This is a genomic window from Pseudomonas sp. RGB (genome assembly GCF_007713445.1).
Taxonomy (GTDB): Bacteria; Pseudomonadota; Gammaproteobacteria; order Pseudomonadales; family Pseudomonadaceae; genus Aquipseudomonas.
In genome coordinates, this window is record NZ_VMSH01000023.1 from 1 (window position 1) to 24,057 (window position 24,057).

Annotated in this window: 22 protein-coding genes; 9 read left to right on the forward strand and 13 right to left on the reverse strand. The window is 60.7% G+C overall.

Annotated elements, in window-relative coordinates:
• Window positions 1-111: 111 nt before the first annotated feature.
• The 7 genes from FPT15_RS27695 to gloB all read right to left on the reverse strand — a co-directional run bounded on the left by FPT15_RS27695 (window position 112) and on the right by gloB (window position 9,996).
• Complete coding sequence (locus tag FPT15_RS27695; protein WP_145165963.1) at window positions 112-1,725, reverse strand: ABC transporter ATP-binding protein; 1,614 nt, start codon at window positions 1,723-1,725, stop codon at window positions 112-114.
• Window position 1,726: 1 nt separating this feature from the next.
• Window positions 1,727-2,746 carry an ABC transporter permease gene (locus tag FPT15_RS27700; RefSeq protein ID WP_106578708.1) on the reverse strand — a complete coding sequence of 340 codons (1,020 nt, stop codon included), beginning with the start codon at window positions 2,744-2,746 and terminating at the stop codon, window positions 1,727-1,729.
• Window position 2,747: 1 nt separating this feature from the next.
• Window positions 2,748-3,821: a microcin C ABC transporter permease YejB gene (locus FPT15_RS27705; RefSeq protein WP_119741592.1), complete on the reverse strand. Its 1,074-nt coding sequence runs from the start codon at window positions 3,819-3,821 to the stop codon at window positions 2,748-2,750.
• The gene (locus tag FPT15_RS27710) at window positions 3,822-5,654 is read right to left on the reverse strand and encodes an extracellular solute-binding protein (RefSeq protein ID WP_145165964.1); all 1,833 of its coding nucleotides are present in this window, start codon (window positions 5,652-5,654) and stop codon (window positions 3,822-3,824) included.
• Window positions 5,651-7,480, reverse strand: a complete 1,830-nt coding sequence (locus FPT15_RS27715; protein ID WP_145165965.1) for an extracellular solute-binding protein — start codon at window positions 7,478-7,480, stop codon at window positions 5,651-5,653. The genes FPT15_RS27710 and FPT15_RS27715 overlap by 4 nt, the downstream gene beginning before the upstream one ends.
• A 237-nt stretch (window positions 7,481-7,717) precedes the next feature.
• Window positions 7,718-9,130 carry a transglycosylase SLT domain-containing protein gene (locus FPT15_RS27720; RefSeq protein WP_145165966.1) on the reverse strand — a complete coding sequence of 471 codons (1,413 nt, stop codon included), beginning with the start codon at window positions 9,128-9,130 and terminating at the stop codon, window positions 7,718-7,720.
• Between the two features lie 98 nt (window positions 9,131-9,228).
• Window positions 9,229-9,996 carry a hydroxyacylglutathione hydrolase gene (gloB, locus tag FPT15_RS27725; protein ID WP_145165967.1) on the reverse strand — a complete coding sequence of 256 codons (768 nt, stop codon included), beginning with the start codon at window positions 9,994-9,996 and terminating at the stop codon, window positions 9,229-9,231.
• A 65-nt stretch (window positions 9,997-10,061) separates the two neighbouring features.
• Here gloB and FPT15_RS27730 point away from each other — a divergent pair, with 65 nt between their 5' ends.
• The 5 genes from FPT15_RS27730 (at window position 10,062) to FPT15_RS27750 (ending at window position 15,227) form a co-directional block, all read left to right on the forward strand.
• Window positions 10,062-10,820 (forward strand): class I SAM-dependent methyltransferase, encoded by a 759-nt coding sequence (locus tag FPT15_RS27730; protein ID WP_145165968.1) that lies wholly within the window; start codon window positions 10,062-10,064, stop codon window positions 10,818-10,820.
• Window positions 10,821-10,904: 84 nt separating this feature from the next.
• Entirely contained in the window at window positions 10,905-11,357 is a 453-nt protein-coding gene (gene rnhA / locus FPT15_RS27735; RefSeq protein WP_029291380.1) for a ribonuclease HI, read from the forward strand.
• Window positions 11,358-11,436: 79 nt separating this feature from the next.
• Window positions 11,437-12,177 (forward strand): DNA polymerase III subunit epsilon, encoded by a 741-nt coding sequence (gene dnaQ, locus FPT15_RS27740; RefSeq protein WP_178119760.1) that lies wholly within the window; start codon window positions 11,437-11,439, stop codon window positions 12,175-12,177.
• Window positions 12,178-12,380: 203 nt separating this feature from the next.
• Window positions 12,381-14,636 carry an Orn/Lys/Arg decarboxylase N-terminal domain-containing protein gene (locus FPT15_RS27745; RefSeq protein WP_145165970.1) on the forward strand — a complete coding sequence of 752 codons (2,256 nt, stop codon included), beginning with the start codon at window positions 12,381-12,383 and terminating at the stop codon, window positions 14,634-14,636.
• A 9-nt stretch (window positions 14,637-14,645) separates the two neighbouring features.
• A complete protein-coding gene (locus FPT15_RS27750) occupies window positions 14,646-15,227 on the forward strand; it encodes a GNAT family N-acetyltransferase (RefSeq protein ID WP_119741603.1) in 582 nt (193 codons plus the stop codon).
• Here the strand turns inward: FPT15_RS27750 and FPT15_RS27755 are convergent.
• Window positions 15,224-16,117 (reverse strand): LysR substrate-binding domain-containing protein, encoded by an 894-nt coding sequence (locus FPT15_RS27755; RefSeq protein WP_145165971.1) that lies wholly within the window; start codon window positions 16,115-16,117, stop codon window positions 15,224-15,226. The genes FPT15_RS27750 and FPT15_RS27755 overlap by 4 nt on opposite strands.
• A 156-nt stretch (window positions 16,118-16,273) precedes the next feature.
• On the opposite strand from FPT15_RS27755, the gene gspG reads away from it, so the two are divergent.
• Window positions 16,274-16,723 carry a type II secretion system major pseudopilin GspG gene (gene gspG / locus FPT15_RS27760; protein WP_145165972.1) on the forward strand — a complete coding sequence of 150 codons (450 nt, stop codon included), beginning with the start codon at window positions 16,274-16,276 and terminating at the stop codon, window positions 16,721-16,723.
• Between the two features lie 85 nt (window positions 16,724-16,808).
• The gene (locus FPT15_RS27765) at window positions 16,809-17,153 is read left to right on the forward strand and encodes a hypothetical protein (protein WP_145165973.1); all 345 of its coding nucleotides are present in this window, start codon (window positions 16,809-16,811) and stop codon (window positions 17,151-17,153) included.
• Window positions 17,154-17,213: 60 nt separating this feature from the next.
• Here the strand turns inward: FPT15_RS27765 and FPT15_RS27770 are convergent, their stop codons facing one another.
• Window positions 17,214-17,450, reverse strand: coding sequence for a hypothetical protein (locus tag FPT15_RS27770; protein ID WP_106578721.1), 237 nt, complete (start codon window positions 17,448-17,450; stop codon window positions 17,214-17,216).
• Window positions 17,451-17,677: 227 nt separating this feature from the next.
• Between FPT15_RS27770 and FPT15_RS27775 the strand changes: the two genes are divergently transcribed.
• Window positions 17,678-18,235: an NADPH-dependent FMN reductase gene (locus tag FPT15_RS27775; RefSeq protein WP_145165974.1), complete on the forward strand. Its 558-nt coding sequence runs from the start codon at window positions 17,678-17,680 to the stop codon at window positions 18,233-18,235.
• A gap of 107 nt (window positions 18,236-18,342) precedes the next feature.
• Here the strand turns inward: FPT15_RS27775 and FPT15_RS27780 are convergent, their stop codons facing one another.
• Window positions 18,343-18,972: an FMN-dependent NADH-azoreductase gene (locus FPT15_RS27780; protein WP_145165975.1), complete on the reverse strand. Its 630-nt coding sequence runs from the start codon at window positions 18,970-18,972 to the stop codon at window positions 18,343-18,345.
• Window positions 18,973-19,066: 94 nt separating this feature from the next.
• Between FPT15_RS27780 and FPT15_RS27785 the strand changes: the two genes are divergently transcribed.
• Complete coding sequence (locus tag FPT15_RS27785; protein WP_145165988.1) at window positions 19,067-19,921, forward strand: LysR family transcriptional regulator; 855 nt, start codon at window positions 19,067-19,069, stop codon at window positions 19,919-19,921.
• Between the two features lie 19 nt (window positions 19,922-19,940).
• Here the strand turns inward: FPT15_RS27785 and poxB are convergent, their stop codons facing one another.
• The 3 genes from poxB to FPT15_RS27800 all read right to left on the reverse strand — a co-directional run bounded on the left by poxB (window position 19,941) and on the right by FPT15_RS27800 (window position 24,047).
• The gene (gene poxB, locus FPT15_RS27790) at window positions 19,941-21,665 is read right to left on the reverse strand and encodes a ubiquinone-dependent pyruvate dehydrogenase (RefSeq protein ID WP_145165976.1); all 1,725 of its coding nucleotides are present in this window, start codon (window positions 21,663-21,665) and stop codon (window positions 19,941-19,943) included.
• A 245-nt stretch (window positions 21,666-21,910) separates the two neighbouring features.
• Window positions 21,911-22,405, reverse strand: coding sequence for a DUF934 domain-containing protein (locus FPT15_RS27795; RefSeq protein WP_145165977.1), 495 nt, complete (start codon window positions 22,403-22,405; stop codon window positions 21,911-21,913).
• Window positions 22,389-24,047, reverse strand: a complete 1,659-nt coding sequence (locus FPT15_RS27800; protein WP_145165978.1) for a nitrite/sulfite reductase — start codon at window positions 24,045-24,047, stop codon at window positions 22,389-22,391. Before FPT15_RS27800 ends, FPT15_RS27795 begins: the two co-directional genes overlap by 17 nt.
• Window positions 24,048-24,057: the final 10 nt, after the last annotated feature.

Genomic DNA, 24,057 nt, shown 5'->3' on the forward strand with positions numbered 1-24,057 from the left:
CCGAGTGGTGGGGCAAGAGCCTTTTGGTTACTTTTGGGCTCTTTTCAAAAGTGACTCGCCGTAAGGGCGAAACCAACCTCAGCCATCACCCCGTAACGGATATACACCCCGTCACCCCGAGATCCCAGCAGGCACCAAAAACGCCGCCTCCAACAACTGCCGCGTATAAACATGCTGCGGCTCAGCAAAAATCGCCGAAGCCTCCCCCTGTTCCACCACCTGCCCATGCTTGACCACCATCAACTGGTGACTCAAGGCCTTCACCACCGCCAAGTCATGGCTGATAAACAGATAGGTGAGGTTGTACTTGGCCTGCAAACTGCGCAACAACTCCACCACCTGCCGCTGCACCGTACGGTCCAGCGCCGACGTCGGCTCATCCAGCAAAATCAGGCGCGGCTTGAGCACCAGCGCACGGGCAATGGCAATCCGCTGCCGCTGCCCCCCGGAAAACTCATGCGGATAACGGTGCCGCGACTCCGGATCCAGCCCAACCTCACGCAGCGCCGCAATAATCGCGGCTTCCTGCTCAACAGCTGTGCCCATCTTGTGAATCCGCAACCCCTCGCCAACAATCTCGCTGACGCTCATCCTCGGGCTCAAGCTGCCAAACGGGTCCTGAAACACCACCTGCATTTCCCGCCGCAACGGGCGCACCTGCTGCTGAGTCAGCCGGTCCAGCTGCTGGCCCTCAAAACGAATTCCGCCTTTGCTGGCGATCAAACGCAGGATCGCCAGGCCCAAGGTGGATTTGCCCGAGCCGCTCTCACCGACGATGCCCAGGGTCTGACCCTGAGGCAGGCTGAAATTGATACCGTCCACCGCCTTGACGTAATCCACGGTGTTACGCAAAAAACCTTTTTTGATCGGAAACCACACCTTCAGGTCATCAACTTCCAGCAAGGGCGGCCCGACTTCGTTGGCCGCAGGCCCGCCACTGGGTTCCGCCGCCAGCAACTCCTGGGTGTAAGGATGCTGGGGCGACTGGAACAGCGTCTCGCAGTCAGCCTGCTCGACGATGCAACCCTTCTGCATCACGCACACGCGGTGGGCGATGCGCCGCACCAGGTTCAAGTCATGGCTGATCAGCAACAACGCCATGCCAAGGCGCGCCTGCAACTCCTTGAGCAACTCAAGAATCTTCAACTGCACCGTCACGTCGAGGGCCGTGGTCGGTTCATCCGCGATCAACAACTCCGGCTCGTTGGCCAGGGCCATCGCGATCATCACCCGCTGCCGCTGGCCGCCGGACAGCTCGTGAGGCAAGGCCTTGAGGCGCTTGTGCGGCTCGGGAATGCCCACCAGCTCAAGCAGTTCCAGGGTGCGCCGGGTGGCGACCTTGCCAGTGAGCCCCTTGTGCAGGCCGAGCACTTCGTTGATCTGCTTTTCAATCGAATGCAGCGGGTTCAACGAGGTCATCGGCTCCTGGAAGATCATCGCAATACGGTTGCCGCGAATATGCCGGATGGTTTTTTCTTTGAGCGTCAGCAGGTCTTGCCCGGAATAGGTGATGGTGCCGGCCGGGTGGCGGGCCAGCGGGTAGGGCAGCAGGCGCAGGATCGAGTGGGCGGTGACCGATTTGCCCGAGCCGCTTTCGCCGACCAGGGCAAGGGTTTCGCCGCGTTTGATATCGAAATTGACGTTATTGACCACCCGGTGGTGATGGTCGCCGGTGACGAACTCGACACAGAGGTCGCGGACTTCGATCAGATTGTCCTGATTCATCTCATTTCCTCGGGTCGAAGGCATCGCGAGCGGACTCGCCGATAAACACCAGCAAACTCAACATGATCGCCAGCACGGCAAAGGCACTGATGCCCAGCCACGGCGCTTGCAGGTTGGATTTGCCCTGGGCCACCAGTTCGCCCAGCGACGGCGAGCCGGCTGGCAGGCCGAAGCCGAGAAAATCCAGCGCGGTGAGGGTGCCGATGGCGCCGGTGAGGATGAACGGCATGAAGGTCATGGTCGAGACCATGGCATTGGGCAGGATGTGCCGGAACATGATCGCGCCGTTCTGCATGCCCAGCGCGCGGGCTGCGCGCACGTATTCGAGGTTGCGCCCGCGCAGGAATTCGGCGCGCACCACATCGACCAGGCTCATCCACGAAAACAGCAGCATGATCCCCAGCAGCCACCAGAAGTTGGGCTGCACAAAACTGGCGAGGATGATCAACAGGTACAGCACCGGCAGGCCGGACCAGATCTCCAGAAAACGCTGCCCGGCGAGGTCGACCCAGCCACCGTAGAACCCCTGCAAGGCGCCGGCGATCACGCCGATGATCGAGCTGAGCACGGTGAGGGTCAGGGCGAACAGCACCGACACGCGGAACCCGTAGATCACTCGCGCCAGTACATCGCGGCCCTGGTCGTCGGTGCCCAGCAGGTTGACCGAGGAGGGCGGGGCGGGCGCCGGCACTTTCAGGTCGTAGTTGATGCTCTGGTAGCTGAACGGGATCGGCGCCCACAGCGTCCAGGCGTCCTTGGCCTTGAGCAGTTCCTGGATGTACGGGCTCTTGTAGTTGGCCTCCAGCGGGAATTCGCCGCCAAAGGCGGTTTCCGGGTAGCGCTTGAGCGCCGGGAAGTACCAGTCACCGTCAAAGTGCACGGCCAAGGGCTTGTCGTTGGCGATCAACTCTGCGCCCAGGCTCAGTACAAAGAGGATCAGGAACAGCCACAGCGACCACCAGCCACGCTTGTTGGCCTTGAAACGCTCGAACCGACGGCGATTGAGGGGGGACAGGTTCATCTCAATGCTCCCGGCTGGCAAAGTCGATACGCGGATCGACCAGGGTGTAAGTGAGGTCGCCGATGAGTTTCACCACCAGCCCCAGCAAGGTGAAAATAAACAGCGTGCCGAACACCACCGGGTAATCGCGGTTGATCGCCGCTTCAAAGCTCATCAGGCCCAGGCCGTCGAGGGAGAAGATCACTTCCACCAGCAACGAGCCGGTGAAGAAGATGCCGATAAAGGCGGACGGGAAGCCGGCAATCACCAACAGCATCGCGTTGCGAAACACATGGCCGTAGAGCACGCGGTGGTGGGTCAGGCCCTTGGCCTTGGCGGTGACCACGTACTGTTTGTTGATCTCGTCGAGGAAGCTGTTTTTGGTCAGCAGCGTCATGGTCGCAAAGTTGCCGATCACCAGCGCCGTGACGGGCAGGGCCAAATGCCAGAAGTAATCGAGGATCTTGCCGCTCCAGCTCAGTTCGTCGAAATTGTTCGAGGTGAGCCCGCGCAAGGGGAACCAGTCCAGGTAACTGCCGCCGGCAAATACCACGATCAGCAGGATCGCAAACAGGAACGCCGGGATCGCATAACCGACGATGATTGCCGAACTGGTCCACACGTCGAAGTGGCTGCCGTGGCGCGTGGCCTTGGCGATCCCCAGCGGAATCGACACCAGGTACATGATCAGCGTGCTCCATAACCCGAGGGAAATGGACACCGGCATCTTTTCCTTGATCAGGTCGATGACTTTGGCGTCACGGAAGAAGCTGTCGCCGAAATCCAGCCGGGCGTAGTTCTTGACCATAATCCACAAACGTTCCGGCGCCGATTTGTCGAAGCCGTACATCTTCTCGATTTCCTTGATCAGCGCCGGGTCCAGGCCCTGGGCGCCGCGGTAGCTGGAACCGGCCACCGACACTTCGGCGCCACCGCCGGCGATACGGCTGGTGGCGCCTTCAAACCCTTCGAGCTTGGCGATCATCTGTTCCACCGGGCCACCGGGAGCGGCCTGGATGATGATGAAGTTGATCAGCAAAATCCCGAACAGCGTGGGGATGATCAGCAACAGACGGCGAACAATATAAGCCAGCATTTAATCGCCTCCGCTCGCCGGATCGGCGCTTGTGTCCAGGGTAACGGCTGGTTTTACGTCAGGTTTGGCCCACCAGGTGGCGATGCCGACGTCGTAGCGTGGCGGGACTTTGGGGTGGCCCAGGTGATCCCAATAGGCCACGCGGAAGGTTTTGATGTGCCAGTTGGGGATCACGTAGTAGCCGAACTGCAATACCCGGTCGAGGGCTTTGGCGTGGGCCACCAGGCTTTTGCGCGAGTCTGCATCGATCAGCTGTTCGACCAGTTGGTCGATGACCGGGTCCTTGAGGCCCATGTAGTTGCGGCTGCCGGGTTTGTCGGCACTGGAAGAGGCCCAGAATTCGCGTTGTTCGTTACCCGGTGAGGTCGACTGCGGGAAACTGCCCACCAGCATGTCGAAGTCGCGAGAGCGCAGGCGGTTGATGTACTGCGAGACGTCAACGCGGCGGATCACCAGATTGATGCCCAGGTCCGCCAGGTTGCGTTTGAACGGCAGCAATACGCGTTCGAAGTCGGTCTGGGTCAGCAGAAACTCGATGGTCACCGGTGTGCCGTTGGTGTCGACCATTTTGTCGTCGACGATCTTCCAGCCGGCTTCTTGCAGCAGCTGGTAGGCCTCGCGCTGCTGGGTGCGGATCATGCCGCTGCCGTCGGTCTTGGCAGGCTCGAACGCCTGGGTGAAGACTTCGGCGGGAAGCTTGTCGCGAAACGGCTCCAGGATTGCCGTTTCATCCGGGCCCGGCAGGCCGGTGGCGGCCATTTCCGAGTTTTCAAAGTAACTGCGGGTGCGCGTGTAGGCGCCGTTGAACAGCTGTTTGTTGCTCCACTCGAAATCGAGCAGCAGGCTGATCGCCTTGCGCACCCGCACATCCTGAAACATCGGCTTGCGGGTGTTGAACACAAAGCCCTGCATGCCGGTGGGGTTGCCGTTGGGGATTTCTTCCTTGATCAGCCTTCCCTGGGTGACGGCCGGGATGTTGTAGGCGTTGGCCCAGTTCTTCGCGCTGAATTCCAGCCAGTAGTCGAATTGCCCGGCTTTCAAGGCTTCGAGCGCCACGGTGCTGTCGCGGTAATAGTCAGTGATGCGGTTATCGAAATTGTAGAAGCCCTGGGTGACCGGCAGGTCCTTGGCCCAGTAATCCTTCACGCGCTCATAGCGAACCATGCGCCCGGCCTTGACCTGCGCCACCTTGTACGGCCCGCTGCCCAGCGGTATTTCCAGGTTGCCCTTGGCAAAGTCACGGGTGGCCCAAAAATGCTTGGGCAATACCGGCAACTGGCCGAGGATCAGTGGCAACTCACGGTTGTTGGTGCGCTTGAACTTGAACAGCACGCGCAGCGGGTCTTCGGCCACCACTTCATCGACGTCGGCGTAGTAGGTGCGGTAGAGCGGCGAGCCGTCCTTGAGCAAGGTCTGGAAGGTGAAGACGACGTCTTCGGCGCGGATCGGGTGCCCATCGTGAAAGCGCGCTTCGGGGCGCAGGTAGAATCGCACCCAGCTGTTGTCGGGGGCCTTTTCGATCTTGCCGGCCACCAGCCCGTATTCAGTAACAGGCTCGTCCAGGCTTTGCATGGCCAGGGTGTCGTAGATCAACGGCAGGTTGTCTGCGGGAACGCCCTTGCTGATGTAGGGGTTGAGGCTGTCGAAGCCGCCCATGCTCGATTCGCGAAAGGTGCCGCCCTTGGGCGCGTCGGGGTTTACGTAGTCGAAGTGCTTGAAGTCGGCGGGGTACTTGGGAGGCTCGTTGTAGAGGGTCAACGCGTGTTGCGGCGCGGCGTTGGCCGCGCTGCACAGCAACAGGCCGCTCAGGAATGCGTTGCGCAAATTCATCATTGGGCTTTCTCCGAAGCTTTCAGCCACCACGCGCTCAGGCCCAGGCTGTAAGGCGGCGTGGTGACAAAGGCGAACCGGTTGCGGTACGCCAAGCGATGATAGTTGAGGTACCAGTTGGGAATACTGTAGTGCTGCCACAGCAGCACCCGGTCCAGCGCGCGGCCGGCGGCCAGTTGTTCTTCGCGGGTCTGCGCCGCCAGCAGTTGTTCCAGCAGGCGGTCGACCACCGGGTTGGCGATGCCGGCGTAGTTCTTGCTGCCCTTGATACCGGCCTGGCTGGAGTGGAAGTACTGCCACTGCTCAAGGCCCGGGCTCAAGGTCTGGTTGAGGGTGATCAGGATCATGTCGAAGTCGAACTGATCCAGGCGCTGTTTGTATTGCGCGCGGTCAACGGTACGCAGGCGCGCGTCGATGCCGATGCTGATAAGGTTCTCGACATACGGCTGCAGGATGCGCTCCAGGTTCGGGTTGACCAGCAGGATCTCGAAGCGCAGCGGTTGCCCGTCACTGTTGAGCAGGCGCTGTCCCGACAGCTTCCAGCCGGCTTCGCCCAGCAACGCCAGGGCGCGGCGCAGGGTGTCGCGCGGAATGCCGCGACCGTCGGTCTGCGGCAGGCTGAAGGCTTGCGTAAACAGGTTGGGCGGCAGCTGGTCGCGGTACGGCGAGAGCATCAGCCACTCATGGCCCACCGGCACGCCAGTCGCGGAAAACTCGCTGTTGGGGTAGTAACTCAGGGTGCGTTTGTAGGCGCTGCTGAACAGGGTGCGGTTGGTCCATTCAAAGTCGAACATCAACCCCAGGGCCTCGCGCACCTTGGTCTGGGCGAAGGTCGGCCGCCGCGTGTTCATGAACAGGCCCTGGCTCTGGGTCGGGATCTGATGGGCGATCTGCGCCTTGATCACGTCGCCGCGGTTGACCGCCGGGAAGTTATAGCCGGTGGCCCAGTTCTTGGCCTGGTGCTCGATATAGATATCGAATTCGCCGGCCTTGAAGGCTTCGAACGCCACGTCGCTGTCGCGGTAGAACTCCACTTCGACGTTGTCGTAGTTGTAGAAACCCTGGTTCACAGGCAGGTCTTTGCCCCAGTAATCCTTGACCCGCTCGAACACCAACTGCCGGCCAGGCGTGACCTTGGTGATGCGATAGGGCCCGCTGCCCAACGGCGGCTCAAAGGTCGTGGCCTTGAAGTCGCGGTTTTTCCAGTAGTGCTGGGGCAATACCGGCAGCTCGCCCAGGCGCAGGATCAGCAGCGGGTTGCCGGCGCGCTTGAACACAAAGCGAATGCGATGGCGGTTGAGGATATCGACCCGCGCCACTTCCTGCAGGTTGGTGCGGTATTGCGGGTGGCCTTCGGTCAGCAGCGTGCGATAGGAAAACGCCACGTCATAGGCGGTGATCGGCTTGCCATCGTGGAAACGTGCTTCGGGGCGCAGGTTGAACACCACCCAACTGCGGTCTTCGCTGTATTCCACCGACTGGGCGATCAGCCCGTAGCTGGAGGTGGGTTCGTCGCCGGACGGCGCGTACTGGCCGGTGCCGACCATCAACGGTTCGTTCAGCTCATTGACGCCGTATTGCAGGAAATTGGGCGTGGAAACCGGGCTTGAGCCCTTGAAGGTGTAGGGGTTGAGCGTATCGAAGGTGCCAAATGCCATGACCCGCAGTGTCCCGCCTTTTGGCGCTGCAGGGTTTACCCAATCGAAGTGGGTGAATTTGGCCGGGTACTTGAGTGTGCCGAACTGCGTATAACCGTGGCTCTCGGTAATCGTCGCGTTCGCCGCAAAGCTCAAGGCCAGACTTATTAGTAGAAGGAGGGGACGCTTCAAGTCAGAGATCCGATCCAGGCGGCTTGGGCTTTATGATCGGTACAGTAACAGCTTGTTCCGGCTGGAAAAAGGCTGTTGGAAAGCTCCTGGTCAGGGGCTGATAAGGTATTGAACAGTGTGCAGAACAAATGTGGGAGCGGGCTTGCCCGCGATAGCATCAACTCGGTGCAACTGATGCACCGAGGTGTTTGCATCGCAGGCAAGCCAGCTCCCACACGGGCCAGCGTTTACGCAGGTTTACCTTGGCCCGGAAACCACCAGCATCTGGCCTGGCTTGAGTGCCTGGCCGGTGCGCGGGTTCCAACGCTTGAGGTGTTGCATCTCAACGTTGAAGCGCTTGGCGACGATGTACAGCGAGTCGCCTTTTTTGACCTTGTATTGCACCGGCTTCTTGCTGTCAGCCTTGGCCACCAGCTTGCGCGTGTCCTGCATCACCAGGGTCTGGCCGACCTTGAGGGCCTGGCCGTTGAGCTTGTTCCAGCGCTGCAGGTCATGCACATCGACCCTGTTCGCCTTGGCGATCAGCGTGAGGTTGTCGCCACTGCGCACTTTGTAGCTGCGGCTGCGCCCGGCCACGCGCGCGGTCTCAACTTCGTCGAACACCTGCTTTTTCGGGCGCATGGCCAGCAGTTCTTCGGGCTTCATCATCGAAAGCGTGCTGGTGAGCAGATGCGCCTTGGAGCTCGGCACCAGCAGGTGCTGGGGGCCGTCGAGGGTGGTGCGTTGTTTCAGGGCCGGGTTGAGCTGGAACAGTTCGTCTTCGTCGATTTCAGCCAGCGCGGCAACCCGTGACAGGTCCATGCTTTGCTTGACTTCAACCACTTCGAAGTACGGGGTGTTGGCGATCGGGCTCAGGTTGACGCCATAGGCCTCGGGGGCCAGCACCACTTGGGACAATGCCAGGAACTTGGGCACGTAGTCCTTGGTTTCCTGGGGCAGGGGCAGGTTCCAGTAGTCGGTCGGCAGGCCGAGCTTTTCGTTACGCTCGATGGCCCGGCTGACCGTGCCTTCCCCGGCGTTGTACGCCGCCAGGGCCAGCAGCCAGTCGCCGTTGAACATGTCATGCAGACGTGTCAGGTAGTCCAGGGCGGCGGTGGTGGAGGCGGTGATGTCGCGGCGCCCGTCGTAGGCGCGGGTCTGGCGCAGGTTGAAGTAGCGCCCGGTGGAGGGAATGAACTGCCACAAGCCGACTGCATCGCTGCGCGAGTAGGCCATTGGGTTGTAGGCACTTTCAATCACTGGCAGCAGCGCCAGCTCCAGGGGCATGTTGCGTTCTTCAAGGCGTTCGACGATGTAATGAATGTAGAGGCTGCCGCGTTCTCCGGCGTTCTCCAAAAAGGACGGGTTGCTGGCGAACCACAAACGCTGTTGCTCGATGCGCGGGTTGACGCCCAAGCCGTCCTGCAATTGAAAGCCCCGTCGCATGCGTTCCCAGACATCCTGGGGCACTTCGGGGCTGGGCTTCTCTGAGAGCCAAATAGGTTTTTGCTTGATCTTGGCGGCAAGATTGGGTTTGGGTTGCACGGTGGATTGTGCAGCGAAATGAGTCGATTGGCAGCCCGCCAGAGTAGCGGACACAGCCACCGCCACGGCTTGAGCCAGGCGGGTCAATGCGTCTGAAGAAATGGATTTACGAATAGATGACGACATTGGCTGGAAGTAAGTTCCGGGCAAAAATGTCGGGCGATTCTAGAAAGCGCTTTGGTTCCGGTCAACCATTCAGAAAATCCGTATCAGATTGCATCCGCTTAGAACTTATCTTTCCACGCCCTCAAGCTAGCAAACACCTCGGCCCCAGAGCGGTTATCGCGCCCATTCCGTTCGTCCGCTTTTTGTTTAACGGATGTTTCGGCGGTACGCAAAAAAGGGTTAGTACGTTTTTCCAGGGCGAGGTTGGACGGCAACGTCATCTCGCCGTGGGCCCGCAATTGCTTGACCTGCTCAACCCGTTCGGCAATATCGGCGTTGTCAGGCTCCACCGCCTGGGCAAATTTGAGGTTACTTTGTGTGTATTCGTGGGTGCAGTACACCAGGGTCTCGGCTGGCAGGGCGGCAAGGCGTTCCAGCGAGGTGTACATCTGTTGCGGCGTGCCTTCGAACAGGCGGCCGCAGCCGGCGGCAAACAGCGTGTCGCCACAGAACAGCAAGCCTTGATGGTAAAAGGCGATATGGCCGAGCGTATGGCCCGGCACGCTATAAATGTCGAAGTCCAGGCCCAGTACGCTGACACGGTCGTTGTCCTGCAACGCGACGTCCCGCGCCGGGATGTTCTCGTTTGCCGGCCCGTAGACCTTGGCGTTTGTCACACGTTTGAGTTGCTCGACGCCGCCGACATGATCATGGTGATGGTGGGTGATCAGGATGTCGCTGAGGGCCCACTGCGGATTTTGTTCGAGCCAGGCCAGCACCGGCGCGGCATCGCCGGGGTCGACCACGGCGCAGCGCAGGGTTTGCGGGTCTTGTAACAACCAGATGTAGTTGTCGGTGAAGGCGGGTAGGGCACTGATCTGTATCATTCTTCGATTCGCCAAGCTGAACACATTGGTGCATCTTAGAACGTCTAGGCGAGTTGGAGAATGCAATGACTGATAAAGCGTTCGCCCAGGCCGATCCTGAGTGGCTGGCCCTGATCGGCGCAGCCCGTGAATGGCTGTCCGGGCCGATCGGGCAATTTTTGCTGGATGAAGAACGGCGCATGCTCGAAGACGAGCTGGGCCGGTTCTTTGGTGGCTATCTGGTGCATTACGGTCCGTCTGCGCAGACGCCGCCTTGTGCGCCGCAGGTGCAGCGCAATGTGCGCCTCGGTGCGCCGTTGCCGGGTGTGGAAATCGTCTGCGAGGAGCAGGCCTGGCCTTTGAGCGAGCACGCCGCCGACGTGGTGGTGTTGCAGCATGGCCTGGATTTTTGCCTGTCGCCCCATGGTTTGTTGCGCGAAGCCGCGAGCAGTGTGCGCCCGGGGGGCCATTTGCTGATTGTCGGCATCAACCCCTGGAGCAGCTGGGGCCTTCGCCATGTGTTCGCCCATGATGGCCTGCGCCAGGCACGCTGCATCTCGCCGTCGCGGGTGGGCGACTGGCTGAACCTGCTGGGCTTTGCGCTGGAGAAACGCCGCTTCGGGTGCTATCGTCCGCCGCTTGCGTCGGCCAAGTGGCAAGGCCGTCTGGCGGGCTGGGAGCGCCGGGCGGGCGCCTGGCAATTGTCGGGCGGCGGCTTCTATTTATTGGTCGCGCGCAAGATCGTGGTCGGGCTGCGGCCGGTGCGTCAGGTGCAGCGCCAGCCCATGGGCAAGCTGGTGCCGATGCCGATGGCCAAGGTCAATCGCAAGCAAAGCGAACCGTAACCTCTTTTTTGATGACCGCCGAATTTTTCGGCCTCGGGATACTGTCGGTCGATGATCGCCAGCCCGTTTTGATGGATGCAACCGATGACCGATAGCGTAGAACTCTTCACCGATGGCGCCTGCAAAGGCAACCCCGGCCCCGGCGGCTGGGGCGCCTTGCTGGTGTGCAAGGGCGTGGAGAAGGAATTGTGGGGCGGCGAAGCCAATACCACCAACAACCGCATGGAGCTGATGGGGGCCATTCGTGGCCTGGAAGAGCTCAAGCGCCGTTGTGACGTGCTGTTGGTGACCGACTCGCAGTACGTGATGAAGGGCATCAACGAGTGGATGGTCAACTGGAAAAAGCGCGGCTGGAAAACCGCGGCCAAGGAACCGGTGAAGAACGCCGACCTCTGGCAGTTGCTCGATGAGCAATGCAATCGCCATAACATCACCTGGAAATGGGTGCGTGGGCACATCGGTCACCCCGGCAATGAGCGCGCCGACCAGTTGGCCAACCGGGGTGTGGATGAAGTGCGCGGCTACAAACAGAGCTGAGCCGACTGACGTGTTAACATCGCGCCCTTTGACGCACACCACACTGCATACCACCGTTGAGAGCTGAACCCTGATGGCCATCCGATCTGTTGTACTCGATACCGAAACCACCGGCATGCCGGTGACCGATGGTCACCGGATCATCGAAATCGGCTGTGTCGAATTGATGGGTCGCCGTCTTACCGGGCGTCACTTCCACGTCTACCTGCAACCGGACCGTGACAGTGACGAGGGCGCGATCGGCGTCCACGGCATCACCGACGAGTTCCTCAAGGGCAAGCCGCGCTTCGCCGAAGTGGCCGACGAATTTTTCGAATTCATCAACGGCGCCCAGCTGATCATCCACAACGCGGCGTTCGACGTCGGCTTCATCAATAACGAATTTGCCCTGATGGGGCAGACCGACCGTGCGGATATTTCCCGGCATTGCTCGATCCTCGACACCTTGATGATGGCGCGCGAGCGTCACCCGGGCCAGCGCAACAGCCTGGATGCCTTGTGCAAACGCTACGGCGTCGACAACTCCGGCCGTGAACTCCACGGCGCCTTGCTCGACTCCGAGATTCTGGCCGACGTTTACCTGACCATGACCGGCGGGCAAACCAGCCTGTCCCTGGCCGGTAACGCCTCCGACGGCACCGGCTCGGCAGAGGGCTCAGGTAATCGCCCTTCGGAAATCCGCCGCCTGCCGGCTGATCGCAAGCCGACCACCATCATCCGTGCCAGTGAGCAGGATCTGGCCGAGCACGCGGCGCGGCTGGAAGCGATTGCCAAGTCGGCGGGCGCGCCGGCGTTGTGGTCGCAGCTGACCCAGCAATAGCCTCGGTCGAACACGGTTAAAAAATGTGGGAGCTGGCTTGCCTGCGATAGCGGTAGGCCAGCCAACATATCTGTGACTGATCCATCGCCATCGCAGGCAAGCCAGCTCCCACTGTTGATTTGCAGCGCCTTGGAAATCTTCATTCGCCACATCCGCTTCCAGCTTCTACCCTGAGTACATAGCCCTGGGGACTGCCCGCACTCATGTACAAAGACCTGAAGTTTCCTGTTCTGATTGTGCACCGTGATATCAAGGCCGACACCGTTGCCGGTGACCGGGTTCGAGGCATCGCCCACGAGCTGGAACAAGAAGGCTTCAGTATTTTTTCTGCAGTGGATTACGCCGAGGGCCGCCTGGTGGCTTCTACCCATCACGGGTTGGCGTGTATGTTGATTGCCGCCGAAGGTGCCGGGGAAAATACCCACTTGCTGCAAAACATGGTCGAACTGATCCGCCTGGCGCGGGTGCGTGCGCCCAACCTGCCGATCTTTGCGCTGGGCGAGCAAGTCACTCTGGAAAACGCGCCCGCCGATGCCATGAGTGAGCTCAACCAGTTGCGCGGCATTCTTTATCTGTTTGAAGACACCGTGCCGTTTCTGGCGCGACAAGTGGCTCGCGCGGCGCGCACTTACCTGGATGGCTTGCTGCCGCCTTTCTTCAAAGCCCTGGTGCAACACACCGCTGACTCCAATTACTCCTGGCACACGCCCGGCCATGGCGGCGGCGTGGCGTATCGTAAAAGCCCGGTGGGGCAGGCGTTTCATCAGTTCTTCGGCGAAAACACACTGCGTTCGGACTTGTCTGTGTCGGTGCCGGAACTCGGCTCGCTGCTCGATCACACCGGCCCCTTGGCCGAAGCCGAAGCCCGCGCCGCGCGTAACTTTGGCGCCGATCATACGTTCTTTGTGATCAACGGCACCTCCACGGCCAACAAGATCGTCTGGCACTCCATGGTCGGCCGTGACGACCTGGTGCTGGTGGACCGCAACTGCCACAAGTCGGTGCTGCACTCGATCATCATGACCGGTGCGATCCCGCTGTACCTGTGCCCGGAACGCAACGAACTGGGGATCATCGGCCCGATCCCCTTGAGCGAGTTCAGCCCCGAGTCGATCCGCGCCAAAATTGCAGCCAGCCCTCTGACGCGTGGCCGGCCACCGAAAGTGAAGATGGCGGTGGTCACCAACTCCACCTATGACGGCCTGTGCTACAACGCCGAGCTGATCAAGCAACAATTGGGCAACAGTGTCGAGGTGTTGCATTTTGACGAGGCCTGGTACGCCTACGCGGCGTTTCACGAGTTCTTTGCCGGGCGTTACGGCATGGGCACTTCACGCACGCCCGACAGCCCTCTGGTGTTTACCACGCACTCAACCCATAAGCTGCTGGCGGCCTTCAGCCAGGCCTCGATGATTCATGTGCAGGACGGCGGCGCGCGGCAGCTGGACCGTGATCGTTTCAACGAAGCGTTCATGATGCATATCTCCACCTCGCCGCAGTACAGCATCATCGCGTCGCTGGACGTGGCCTCGGCGATGATGGAAGGCCCCGCCGGGCGCTCACTGCTGCAGGAAATGTTTGATGAGGCGTTGAGTTTTCGGCGCGCCCTGGCCAACCTGCGCCAGCACATCGCTGCCGAGGACTGGTGGTTCTCTATCTGGCAACCGCCATCGGTGGCGGGTATCGATCGGGTTGTCACCGCGGACTGGCTGTTGCATCCGCAGGATGACTGGCACGGATTTGGCGATGTGGCCGAAGACTATGTGTTGCTTGACCCGATCAAAGTGACCCTGGTGATGCCCGGCCTGAACGCCGGCGGCGCCTTGAGCGACTGCGGGATTCCCGCCGCAGTGGTCAGCAAGTTCCTCTGGGAGCGCGGGTTGGTGGTGGAAAAAACCGGCCTGTATTCCTTCCTTGTGCTGTTTTCCATGGGCATCACCAAAGGCAAATGGAGTACCTTGCTCACCGAACTGCTGGAATTCAAGCGCAATTACGACGCCAATGTCAGCCTGGCCAGTTGCTTGCCCTCGGTGTTTAAACAAGGGCCGGCACGCTATCAGAACCTCGGTTTGCGCGACCTGTGTGACCAGTTGCACGGCTGTTATCGCAGCAATGCCACGGCCAAACACCTCAAGCGCATGTACACGGTGTTGCCGCAAATCGCGATGAAACCGGCTGACGCCTACGACCAGTTGGTCCGGGGTGAAGTGGAGGCGGTGTCGATTGACGCCTTGCCAGGTCGCATCGCAGCCGTGATGCTGGTGCCTTATCCGCCGGGCATTCCGTTGATCATGCCGGGTGAGCGCTTTACCGAGTCGACACGATCGATCATTGACTACCTGGCGTTCGCGAGGACGTTCGATAGCAGTTTTCCCGGTTTTGTCGCCGATGTTCATGGGTTGCAACACGAAGACGACGGCGGTGGTCGTTGTTACACCGTCGATTGCATCAAAGGGTAAAGGATGTTTATGCAAGCTGTAATGAACCCGAAGTACCCGGGGCTCAGCGTACGGGTCGCCGACGAAGGTTTTGATGCCTACGTGTGGGGCAATGATTTCAGTTTTGAGGTCAGTGCCTACGGCGTGCCGGAGATGGGCAAACGTGTCGACCAGTGGGCCGTTGAGCGCATCCTGCCGTACCGCAAGTGTTATGGCATCGACCCGGAAGAGTTCGCCAGTTTTCGCGATGCGCCTGACAGCGCGATCTTCATGGCGTACCTGGATGACCGTGCGGTGGGGCATATCGTGGTCAGCACCAATTGGAACGGTTTTGCCCACGTCGACGAACTGGCGGTGGCCTTGCCTGCGCGCCGTCATGGGGTGGCCAAGGCCTTGCTGGACGTGGCGCAGTTCTGGAGTCGCAAGAAAAACCTGCCGGGCATGATGCTGGAAACCCAGAACAACAACCTCGGCGCCTGTCGTCTGTATGAGCGTTGCGGCTATGTCATGGGCGGGATTGATCAGCTGCGTTATCGCGGCATCGATCCGCAGACCCGTGAAGTGGCGATTTTCTGGTACCGGTTGTTCAAGACCGAGCTCGAACAGGTTTAACTCGCCAGCAGGCTATCGGCCTTCTGCGTGACAATGTCCAGCAACGCATTGAGTGCCGGTGACGTCTCCGCGTCCTTGAGAGTCAGCGCGTACAAGCTGACCATGATCGGCGGCGACACCGGGCATGCATCCAGGCCAGCCTCGCGTGCACCGGACGCGGTGAACGGGTCGACAATCGCCAGGCCTTCGCCGGCTTCCACCATGCTGCGCATCATCTGGTAGGTCTGCACCCGCGTCTGCACCACCGGCAGCGGGCGCAGGGCCTGCAGCTTGGCGTCCAGCAAGCGGCTCAACGGGTCATGCCCTTCAAGCCCGATCAGCGATTGCCCGGCCAGGTCCTGCAAGGCGATGTACTTTTGTTTGGGTTTCAGCCAGCCATGGGGGGCGAGCAATTGCAGCTTGCCCTCGGCCAACACGCTGCTCTGGATTTGCGGATGTTGCGGGTCATGCAGGCTCAGGCCCACATCGGCTTCGTGCAGCAGCAGGCTTCTGACGATCTCGCGGGTCGGCTGGCTCGACAGGTTGCACGGCGTGTCCTGGAAGCGCCGGCGCAGTACGGCGATGCTTTGCGGCAACAGCTGATTGGCCAGCGGTGGGGTGCACAGCGCGCGCAAGGCCGGAGCGTGATGGAGTTTCAAGCGGCTGGCCAGGCGTTGCACCGGCTCCAGCGCCTCATAGAGGTGACTGATGTGTGCCTGCAGTTCGAGTGTTTCGCGCGTCGCTTGCAAACGCCCGCGCACACTGGCAAACAGCATGAAGCCCAGTTGCTGCTCGGCATCCTTGAGCGTTGCGTCTACATCGCCCACGGGGAGTTGCAACCACTCGGCGGCCGTGCCGAGGTGTCCGGTCTGCAAGATGGCCTGAATCACTTCGATATGACGTAAACGCATCGCCGGAGTCTAGGGTCAGTGGGGCGGGGATTCAATGGCTGGGAAAAAAACAGCGCGGGCCTTGATGCGAGTCGTCTAACGTTCACCTTGCGTGCGCTGCAACGAGCGGGTCATATAAAGAGCGTATCAACCGAGGTTCAACAGGGAGCCCTTCCAATGCCCGGATACACCGCAGTCACAGGCAAACCGCAACCCCAGCAAGGTTTTACACGCTGGGCAGTGCTGGTGGTACTGGTCATCATTGGCTTGCTGGCCCTGGCGGTGGGGCCGCGCTTGTTTGGTGATGTGACGCTGGCAGAGATCGCGACGGCCAAGGCCCAGGTGGCCGAGCTGGGCAAGGCGGTCGAACAGTTTCACCAAGACACGGGTCGCTACCCCACCGATGAGGAAGGTCTGGAGGCGTTGACCACGCCACCTGCGCAGGACGCCAAGTGGAAAGGGCCCTACGTCAGTGACGAGTTGTTAACCGACCCGTGGGGCGTTGCCTATCAGTACCACTACCCGGCGACGCAGCCCAACACGGCGTTCGACCTGTTTTCGTTCGGCAAGGACCGCACGCTGGGCGGGGTCGGCGATAACAAGGACATTACCTACGGCGACAACTGATTCATCTGGCATTAGTCATCGACCTGATTAGAATGGCTGCGCTGATCAATAACGACCAATACAACAAAAACAGGTCTGGTCTCGAATGCCTATTCCCTCACGTTTCTTCGGGGTAACGGCCAAGCAACTCCTGGTGCTGGTGACCGTGGGGTGCGTGGCTGCTTATCTCTTCGATAATCACGATGAACACACGCCGGAAAGTCGCGCACTCGAGGCGTTTATCCGTTCCCAGGAACAGGTGGATGCGCAGGTGGGGGCGGTGCTGGAGGTCGTGTTGATCAGGCAGGTGGTGGCCTATCCCGCTAACGGCGCGCCGGGCTACAAGCGTTCGCTGTATGCGGTTGAGGGCGAGCGGGGGCGTTTGATGGTGACGCTCAAGCAGGTGGAGGGCGAGCAGGGCGTTGAAGTGACCCAGCTACGCCGGCCGTGATCACCTAGCCCAGTCAATGCCATCAATGGCCAGGACTGAGCAGGTCGATAAGCCGAGATCTTATGACGCGAGGGTCGTTTGCGATTCGCGGACGATGATGGTCCCCGACTGGATCAATTTGAATTCATCGCCTTCCAGTTTCTCTACACGATCGCCAATGGCCAGCTTGTAGGTAGTGGTAGGCGCCGAGCCAGCCAGGTCGCCTTGCACCGGGTTGGATTCCTGGAACTCATGCACCGAATACACGCGTCCTTCCGCGTCTCTGGCATGGAACTGTCCGACAAGTACTGCAGCCATCTGTTTAGAACCTCTGGAGATAAACACTCGATTTGCGGTTCTGTAGACCGTCATGGAGCGGGGTAGTTTACCTATGGAAAAAAAATACTATTCGCTGATATTTTCAGAGTCTTCCTACGCAAGTCACTGCTCGGCAAACGTCTGCGGAATTATCAAAACCTTCTGGTGAACCTGCCGCGAAGACTTTATAACTGCAAGCTCCTTAGTCAAACGTCGGGAAAACCTCCATGAGCAAGGTCTACACGATTGCCGTCCTGGTTGGCAGCTTGAGAAAAGACTCGATCAACCGCAAGGTCGCCCTGGCCCTGGCCGATCTGGCCCCTGCCACTCTCAAATTGAACATTGTGGAAATTGGCGATTTGCCGCTCTACAACGAAGACCTCGAGGGAGCATCGCCGCCCGCAGCCTACAGTAGTTTCCGTCAGCAAGTACGCTCATCCGACGCGGTGTTGTTTGTGACGCCCGAATACAACCGTTCCGTGCCCGCACCGTTGAAGAATGCCATTGACGTAGGGTCTCGTCCTTACGGGCAAAGTGTCTGGGGCGGCAAGCCGGGGGCGGTCATCAGTGTGTCGCCCGGAGCGATTGGCGGCTTTGGCGCCAACCATCACCTGCGCCAGTCGCTGGTATTCCTTGATGTGCCGTGCATGCAGCAACCGGAAGCGTACCTGGGGGGCGCGGGCAGCGTGTTTGATGACGCAGGAAAACTCTCGGAAAAGACCAGGCCGTTCCTGCAGGCGTTTATCGACGCCTACGGCAAGTGGGTAGAAAAGCAGTCCGCCTGATGCGTCTGCCTGTGTAGGAACCTGCCTGCCGGCGATTGGCCCTCACGCCTGGCGCTGCCAATCACATCGCCTTCGCCGGCAAGCTGGCGCCTGCCGCCGCCCCGTGGTCAAGCGAGGCGGTCTGCCAGCGCCAGGGCCTGCTCGGTGGCTGCCTGGCGAGACGCCTGATCCACTTCCGGCCCCAAGATGGTTTTTTCCACAAACAGTGAGTGCACATCGGTCACGCCGATAAACCCGAGCCAGGCCTCCATGTACGGTTTCTGAAAGTCCATCGCCTGTGCGTCAGGCGCTGAAAAATCCATGCCCCGCGCATACACATTCACCGCCGTTTTGTCATGCAGCAACCCGCGCAAGCCATGCTCCGGGCTGAACTCGAACAGCACGCCCTTCTGCGAAACCACGTCGATAAAGTGCTTGAGCTTGTAGGGCAGCGCGAAATTCCACAGCGGCACCGAGAACACCAGCAAGTCGGCCTGATGCAGCTGGGTCGCCAGCGATCTCAGCGCGTCCCAGGCTGCCGCCTGTTCCTCGGTCAATGCTGTGCCGCTGAGGCCGGCATATTTGGCCTCCATGATCGGGCCATCGAACTCCGGCAGGTCCAGAGCCCAAAGGTCCAGCGTCACCACGCGGGTGTCCGGGGCGTTGTGCTGATAACGCGCGATGAATTGTCGGGCGATTTCCAGCGACGCAGAGCGCTGTTTGCGCGGCGAGCATTCAATGTGCAGAAGAGTGGTCATGACAGGCCTCGGGAATGATGACCTGAACATTGCAACATAGCGCTCGATGAAATATAAATCGTATTTCCATCGTCTATTGATCACCTATCAGAATATGTTTGATGCCTTGCTGCTCAAGACCTTCGTCGCGGTCGTGGACGAAGGCGGCTTCAGCCGCGCCGGTGAGCGCCTGCACCTGACGCAATCGGCCGTCAGCGGGCATTTGCGCCGCCTCGAAGAACAGGTCGGCAAGCCGCTGCTGACGCGCACCACGCGTTCCCAACAGCTGACGCCGGATGGTCAGCGATTGATCGCCTACGCGCGCGGCATCCTGGCGCTGCATCGTGATGCCTGGGCAGAACTGACGCGTTCGGCGTTTGAAGGAAGCCTTCGCGTAGGTGTGTCGGAGGAGTTCGCAGAGGCGCGTTTGCTGCGGGAGCTGCAGGACGTTGCCGCGCAGTACCCTGGCCTGCATATCAGCGTGCAGGTGGGCATTCCCGGTTCGTTGCTGAGTTTGATGAAACAGGGCGAGCTGGATGTGGTGGTGGGTTCGTTGTGCGAGTCCAGCGAGCCGGGCCTGGCGTTATGGCGCGAACCGTTGGTGTGGGCCTGGTCTATGCAACCGCTGGCGGCATTGCCGACGCCGTTGCCACTGGCCTTGTTCCCCGAGCCCTGTCCGTACCGCGAGGCGGCGCTGTCACGGCTTGCTCAAGCTGGAATTGCTCAGCGTACGGCCATGCAGTGCGCCAGCTATGCGGCGTTGCACGCCGCGGCATCGGCCGGTTTTGCCGTGGCCCCGATGGCGCAAAGCCAAGTGGGCCGAGGCTTGGCGGTCCTCGGCGCCGAGCACGGGTTGCCCGCGTTGCCCGATGCCGAGTTTCGCCTGTTCAGCGCGCCGGATGCCGACCCGCGCATGGTCGAGGTCGTCACCCAGGTGGTGCTCCGCTATGGCGCTGCCCGGCGCCACTGAAACACCCCGCAGCTGAAGCTCAGCGCAACCAGTTGGTGCGCGCCAGCTCGATCACTTCGTCGCCACGCCCGCTCATCACTGCCTTGAGCATGTACAGGCTGAAACCCTTGGCCTGTTCCAGCTTGATGCTCGGCGGCATGACCAGTTCCTGCGTCGCCGTGACCACGTCCACCAGCACCGGGCCGTCATGGGCCAGGGCGCGACGCAGGGCCGGCTCAAGGTCTTCGGATTGCTCCACGCGGATGCCCAGGATGCCCATGGCGTTGGACATGGCCGCAAAGTCCGGGTTTTTCAGCTCGGTACCGGTGTCGAGGTAGCCGGCGGCTTTCATTTCCATGGCGACGAAACCCAGTGATGAGTTATCGAACACGATGACTTTTACCGGCAGTTTCAGTTGCGCCAACGAGATGAAATCGCCCATCAGCATGGCGAAACCGCCGTCGCCGGACATCGAAATCACTTGGCGTCCGGGAAAGGCTGCCTGAGCGCCGATGGCCTGAGGCATCGCATTCGCCATCGAACCGTGATTGAACGAGCCGATCAGGCGGCGCTTGCCGTTCATCTTCAGGTAGCGCGCGGCCCACACGGTGGGCGAGCCGACGTCGGCTGTGAAGATGGCATCGTCGTCCGCCAACTCACTGAGCAAGCGTGCGACGTACTGTGGGTGGATCGGCCGGTCGGCCTTCGAGGGTTCCGCCAGGTCGTCCAGGCCTTGCCGGGCTTTTTCGTAATGCTTAAGCGAAGTCTCGAGAAAGCTGCGCTCGGTTTTGCGCGTCAAGCGTGGCAGCAGCGCGTTGATGGTTTCGCTGACGTCGGCGGCGATGCCCAGGTCCAGCGTGGCCCGACGCCCGAGCGCCTGCGGATTACGGTCGACCTGGATGATTTTTGCGTCGGTGGGGTAGAACTGGCGGTAGGGAAAGTCGGTGCCGAGCATGATCAGCGTGTCGCAGTTGAGCATGGCGTGGTAACCCGAGCTGAACCCGATCAGGCCGGTCATGCCCACGTCAAACGGGTTGTCCCATTCCACATGCTCCTTGCCGCGCAACGCGTGCACCACCGGTGCGCCAAGGGCATCGGCCAGGGCCACGACCTGGTCATGGGCACCGGCGCAACCGCTGCCGCACAGCAAGGTGACTTTCTCGCTGCTCTGCAGGATTTCGCTGAGGCGTTGCAGGTCCTGTTCCGCCGGCAAGGTGCGCGGCGCATGCAGGGCCGGCCAAGGTTTGAGGGTGTTTTCCACCTCAAGCAACGACACGTCGCCTGGAATGACGACCACCGCTACGCCACGGTTAAGAATCGCCGAGCGCATCGCGCGGTGCAGCACTTGGGGCATCTGCGCAGGGTTGGTCACCAACTCGATAAAGTGGCTGCACTCCTTGAACAGCTCCTGGGGATGGGTTTCCTGAAAGTAGTTCAAGCCGATTTCGGAGGAGGGGATTTGCGCAGCAATGGCCAGCACCGGCACGTGGTTGCGATGGCAGTCGAACAGGCCATTGATCAAGTGCAGGTTGCCCGGCCCGCAGCTGCCGGCGCACACCGTCAATTCGCCGGTGGCGGCGGCCTCGGCACCGGCGGCGAACGCGGCCACCTCTTCGTGGCGCACGTGCATCCATTCGATGCTGTCCATGGTGCGCAAGGCGTCGGTCAAGCCATTGAGGCTGTCGCCGGTCAGGCCCCAGATGCGCTTGATGCCCGCCTGTTCAAGGGTGGTCGCCAATTGCTGGGCCAGGTTGATTTTCGCCATGAAAAACTCCAATCGTCAGTGAGGTTAAAAACTGCTGATCAATAGGGGACAGTTCGATCACGGCGGATGTTCATCCTTTAGTGTGAAGATTGCGTCATCGTGCGCCCACAGTGGTGCTTTTGTGTTGTTGACATTGCATGTGCAGTCACGACCACAACCCCCACAGTCCTCGTGCCTCGCTCATTGCTGTACCGAGCGGACATAAAAAAGCCCTGGCATGCCAGGGCTTTTTCATGGGCTAACGCTTAGCGACGACGAAACAGCGGCAACGGCTCATCCGTGGCTGCCTGGTACGTCACCGAGAAATCCTTGAGGCTTTCCAGCGCTTCGTACGGGTCTTTGTCGGCACGCAAGGCGAAGGCGTCGAACCCGCAACGGTGCAGATAAAACAGCTGGTCGCGCAGCACGTCGCCAATCGCGCGCAGCTCGCCCTTGAAGCCGTAGCGGTCACGCAGCAGGCGCGCGTTGGAGTAGTTGCGCCCGTCGGTGAAGGCCGGGAAGTTCAGGGCGATGACCTGGAAGTGCTCCACGTCGGCGCCGATCTCTTCGGCTTCTTCATCGGCGTCCAGCCACACACCCAGGCCGCCGTCGCGGGCCTTGAGGGCATGGCCGTGCTCGCGCCACAGGGCCAACGGCACGATCAGGTCGTCGCAGTTGGAAATGCCGTCAAAGCTCGCGTCCTTGGGCAGCAGGTGCCAGGTTTCGTCGAGGACTTCGTTGTTCTTAATGATTCGCTGCATAGACGCGCTCCTTGAACAGGTCGATGCCGATGCGCTGGTAGGTGTCGATGAAACGCTCATCTTCGGTGCGCTGTTCGATGTACACATCGATCAGTTTGCCGATCACCTCGGGCATGGCTTCCTGGGCGAAGGACGGGCCGAGGATCTTGCCCAGGCTCGCATCGCGGCTGGCGCTGCCGCCCAGGGACACTTGGTAGAATTCTTCGCCTTTCTTGTCCACGCCCAGGATGCCGATGTGGCCGACGTGGTGGTGACCACAGGCGTTCATGCAACCGGAGATGTTCAGGTCCAGCTCGCCGATGTCGAACAGGTAGTCCAGGTCGTCGAAACGGCGCTGGATCGATTCGGCAATCGGGATCGATTTGGCGTTGGCCAGGGAGCAGAAATCGCCGCCCGGGCAGCAGATGATGTCGGTCAGCAAACCGATGTTCGGCGTGGCGAAACCGCCTTCGCGCAGCTCGCCCCACAGGGTGAACAGCTGGCTTTGCTCAACGTCCGCGAGAATGATGTTCTGCTCGTGGGAGGTGCGCAGTTGGCCAAAGCTGTAGCGCTCGGCCAGGTCGGCGACGGCGTCCAGCTGCTTGTCGGTGATGTCACCCGGCGCAACGCCGGTGGGTTTGAGCGACAGGGTCACGGCGACATAGCCCGGCTTTTTATGCGCCAGGGTGTTGCGGGTGCGCCAGCGGGCGAAACCTGGGTGCTGCTGATCGAGTGCAGCCAACTCGGCGTCCTGATTGCTCAGGGCCTTGTACTCAGGATCGACGAAGTGCTTGGCCACGCGGTGTACTTCGGCTTCGGTCAGCGTGGTTTGGCCACCGCGCAGGTGTTCCATTTCGGCGTCGACTTTCTGCGCGAATATCTCAGGGGTCAGCGCCTTGACCAGGATCTTGATCCGGGCCTTGTATTTGTTGTCACGACGGCCGTAGCGGTTGTAGACCCGCAGGATGGCGTCGAGGTAGCTCAACAGGTCTTGCCAGGGCAGGAATTCATTGATGAACGCGCCAACGACCGGCGTACGGCCCAGGCCACCACCGACCAGCACGCGGAAACCCAGCTCGCCGGCCGCGTTGTGCACCGGCTCAAGGCCGATATCGTGCACTTCGATGGCGGCGCGGTCCGAGGTCGAGCCATTGATGGCGATCTTGAACTTGCGCGGCAGGTAGGCGAACTCAGGGTGGAAGGTGGTCCACTGACGCACGATTTCACACCACGGACGCGGGTCGATCAGCTCATCGGCCGCCACACCGGCGAATTGGTCGGTGGTCACGTTGCGCAGGCAGTTACCGCTGGTCTGAATGGCGTGCATCTGCACGGTGGCCAGCTCGGCCAGGATGTCCGGCACGTCCTCCAGCGCCGGCCAGTTGAACTGTACGTTCTGGCGGGTACTGATGTGGGCGTAGCCTTTGTCGAAGTCGCGGGCAATCTTGGCCATCATGCGTGTCTGACGGGAAGTCAGTTGGCCATAAGGCACGGCAACCCGCAGCATCGGCGCAAAGCGCTGAACATAAAGGCCATTTTGCAGGCGCAGAGGGCGGAACTCTTCTTCGCTCAGTTCACCTGCTAGGTAGCGTCGGGTCTGATCACGGAACTGCTTGACGCGGTCCTCGATGATGCGCTGATCGTATTCGTCGTATACGTACATATAGGTCCTG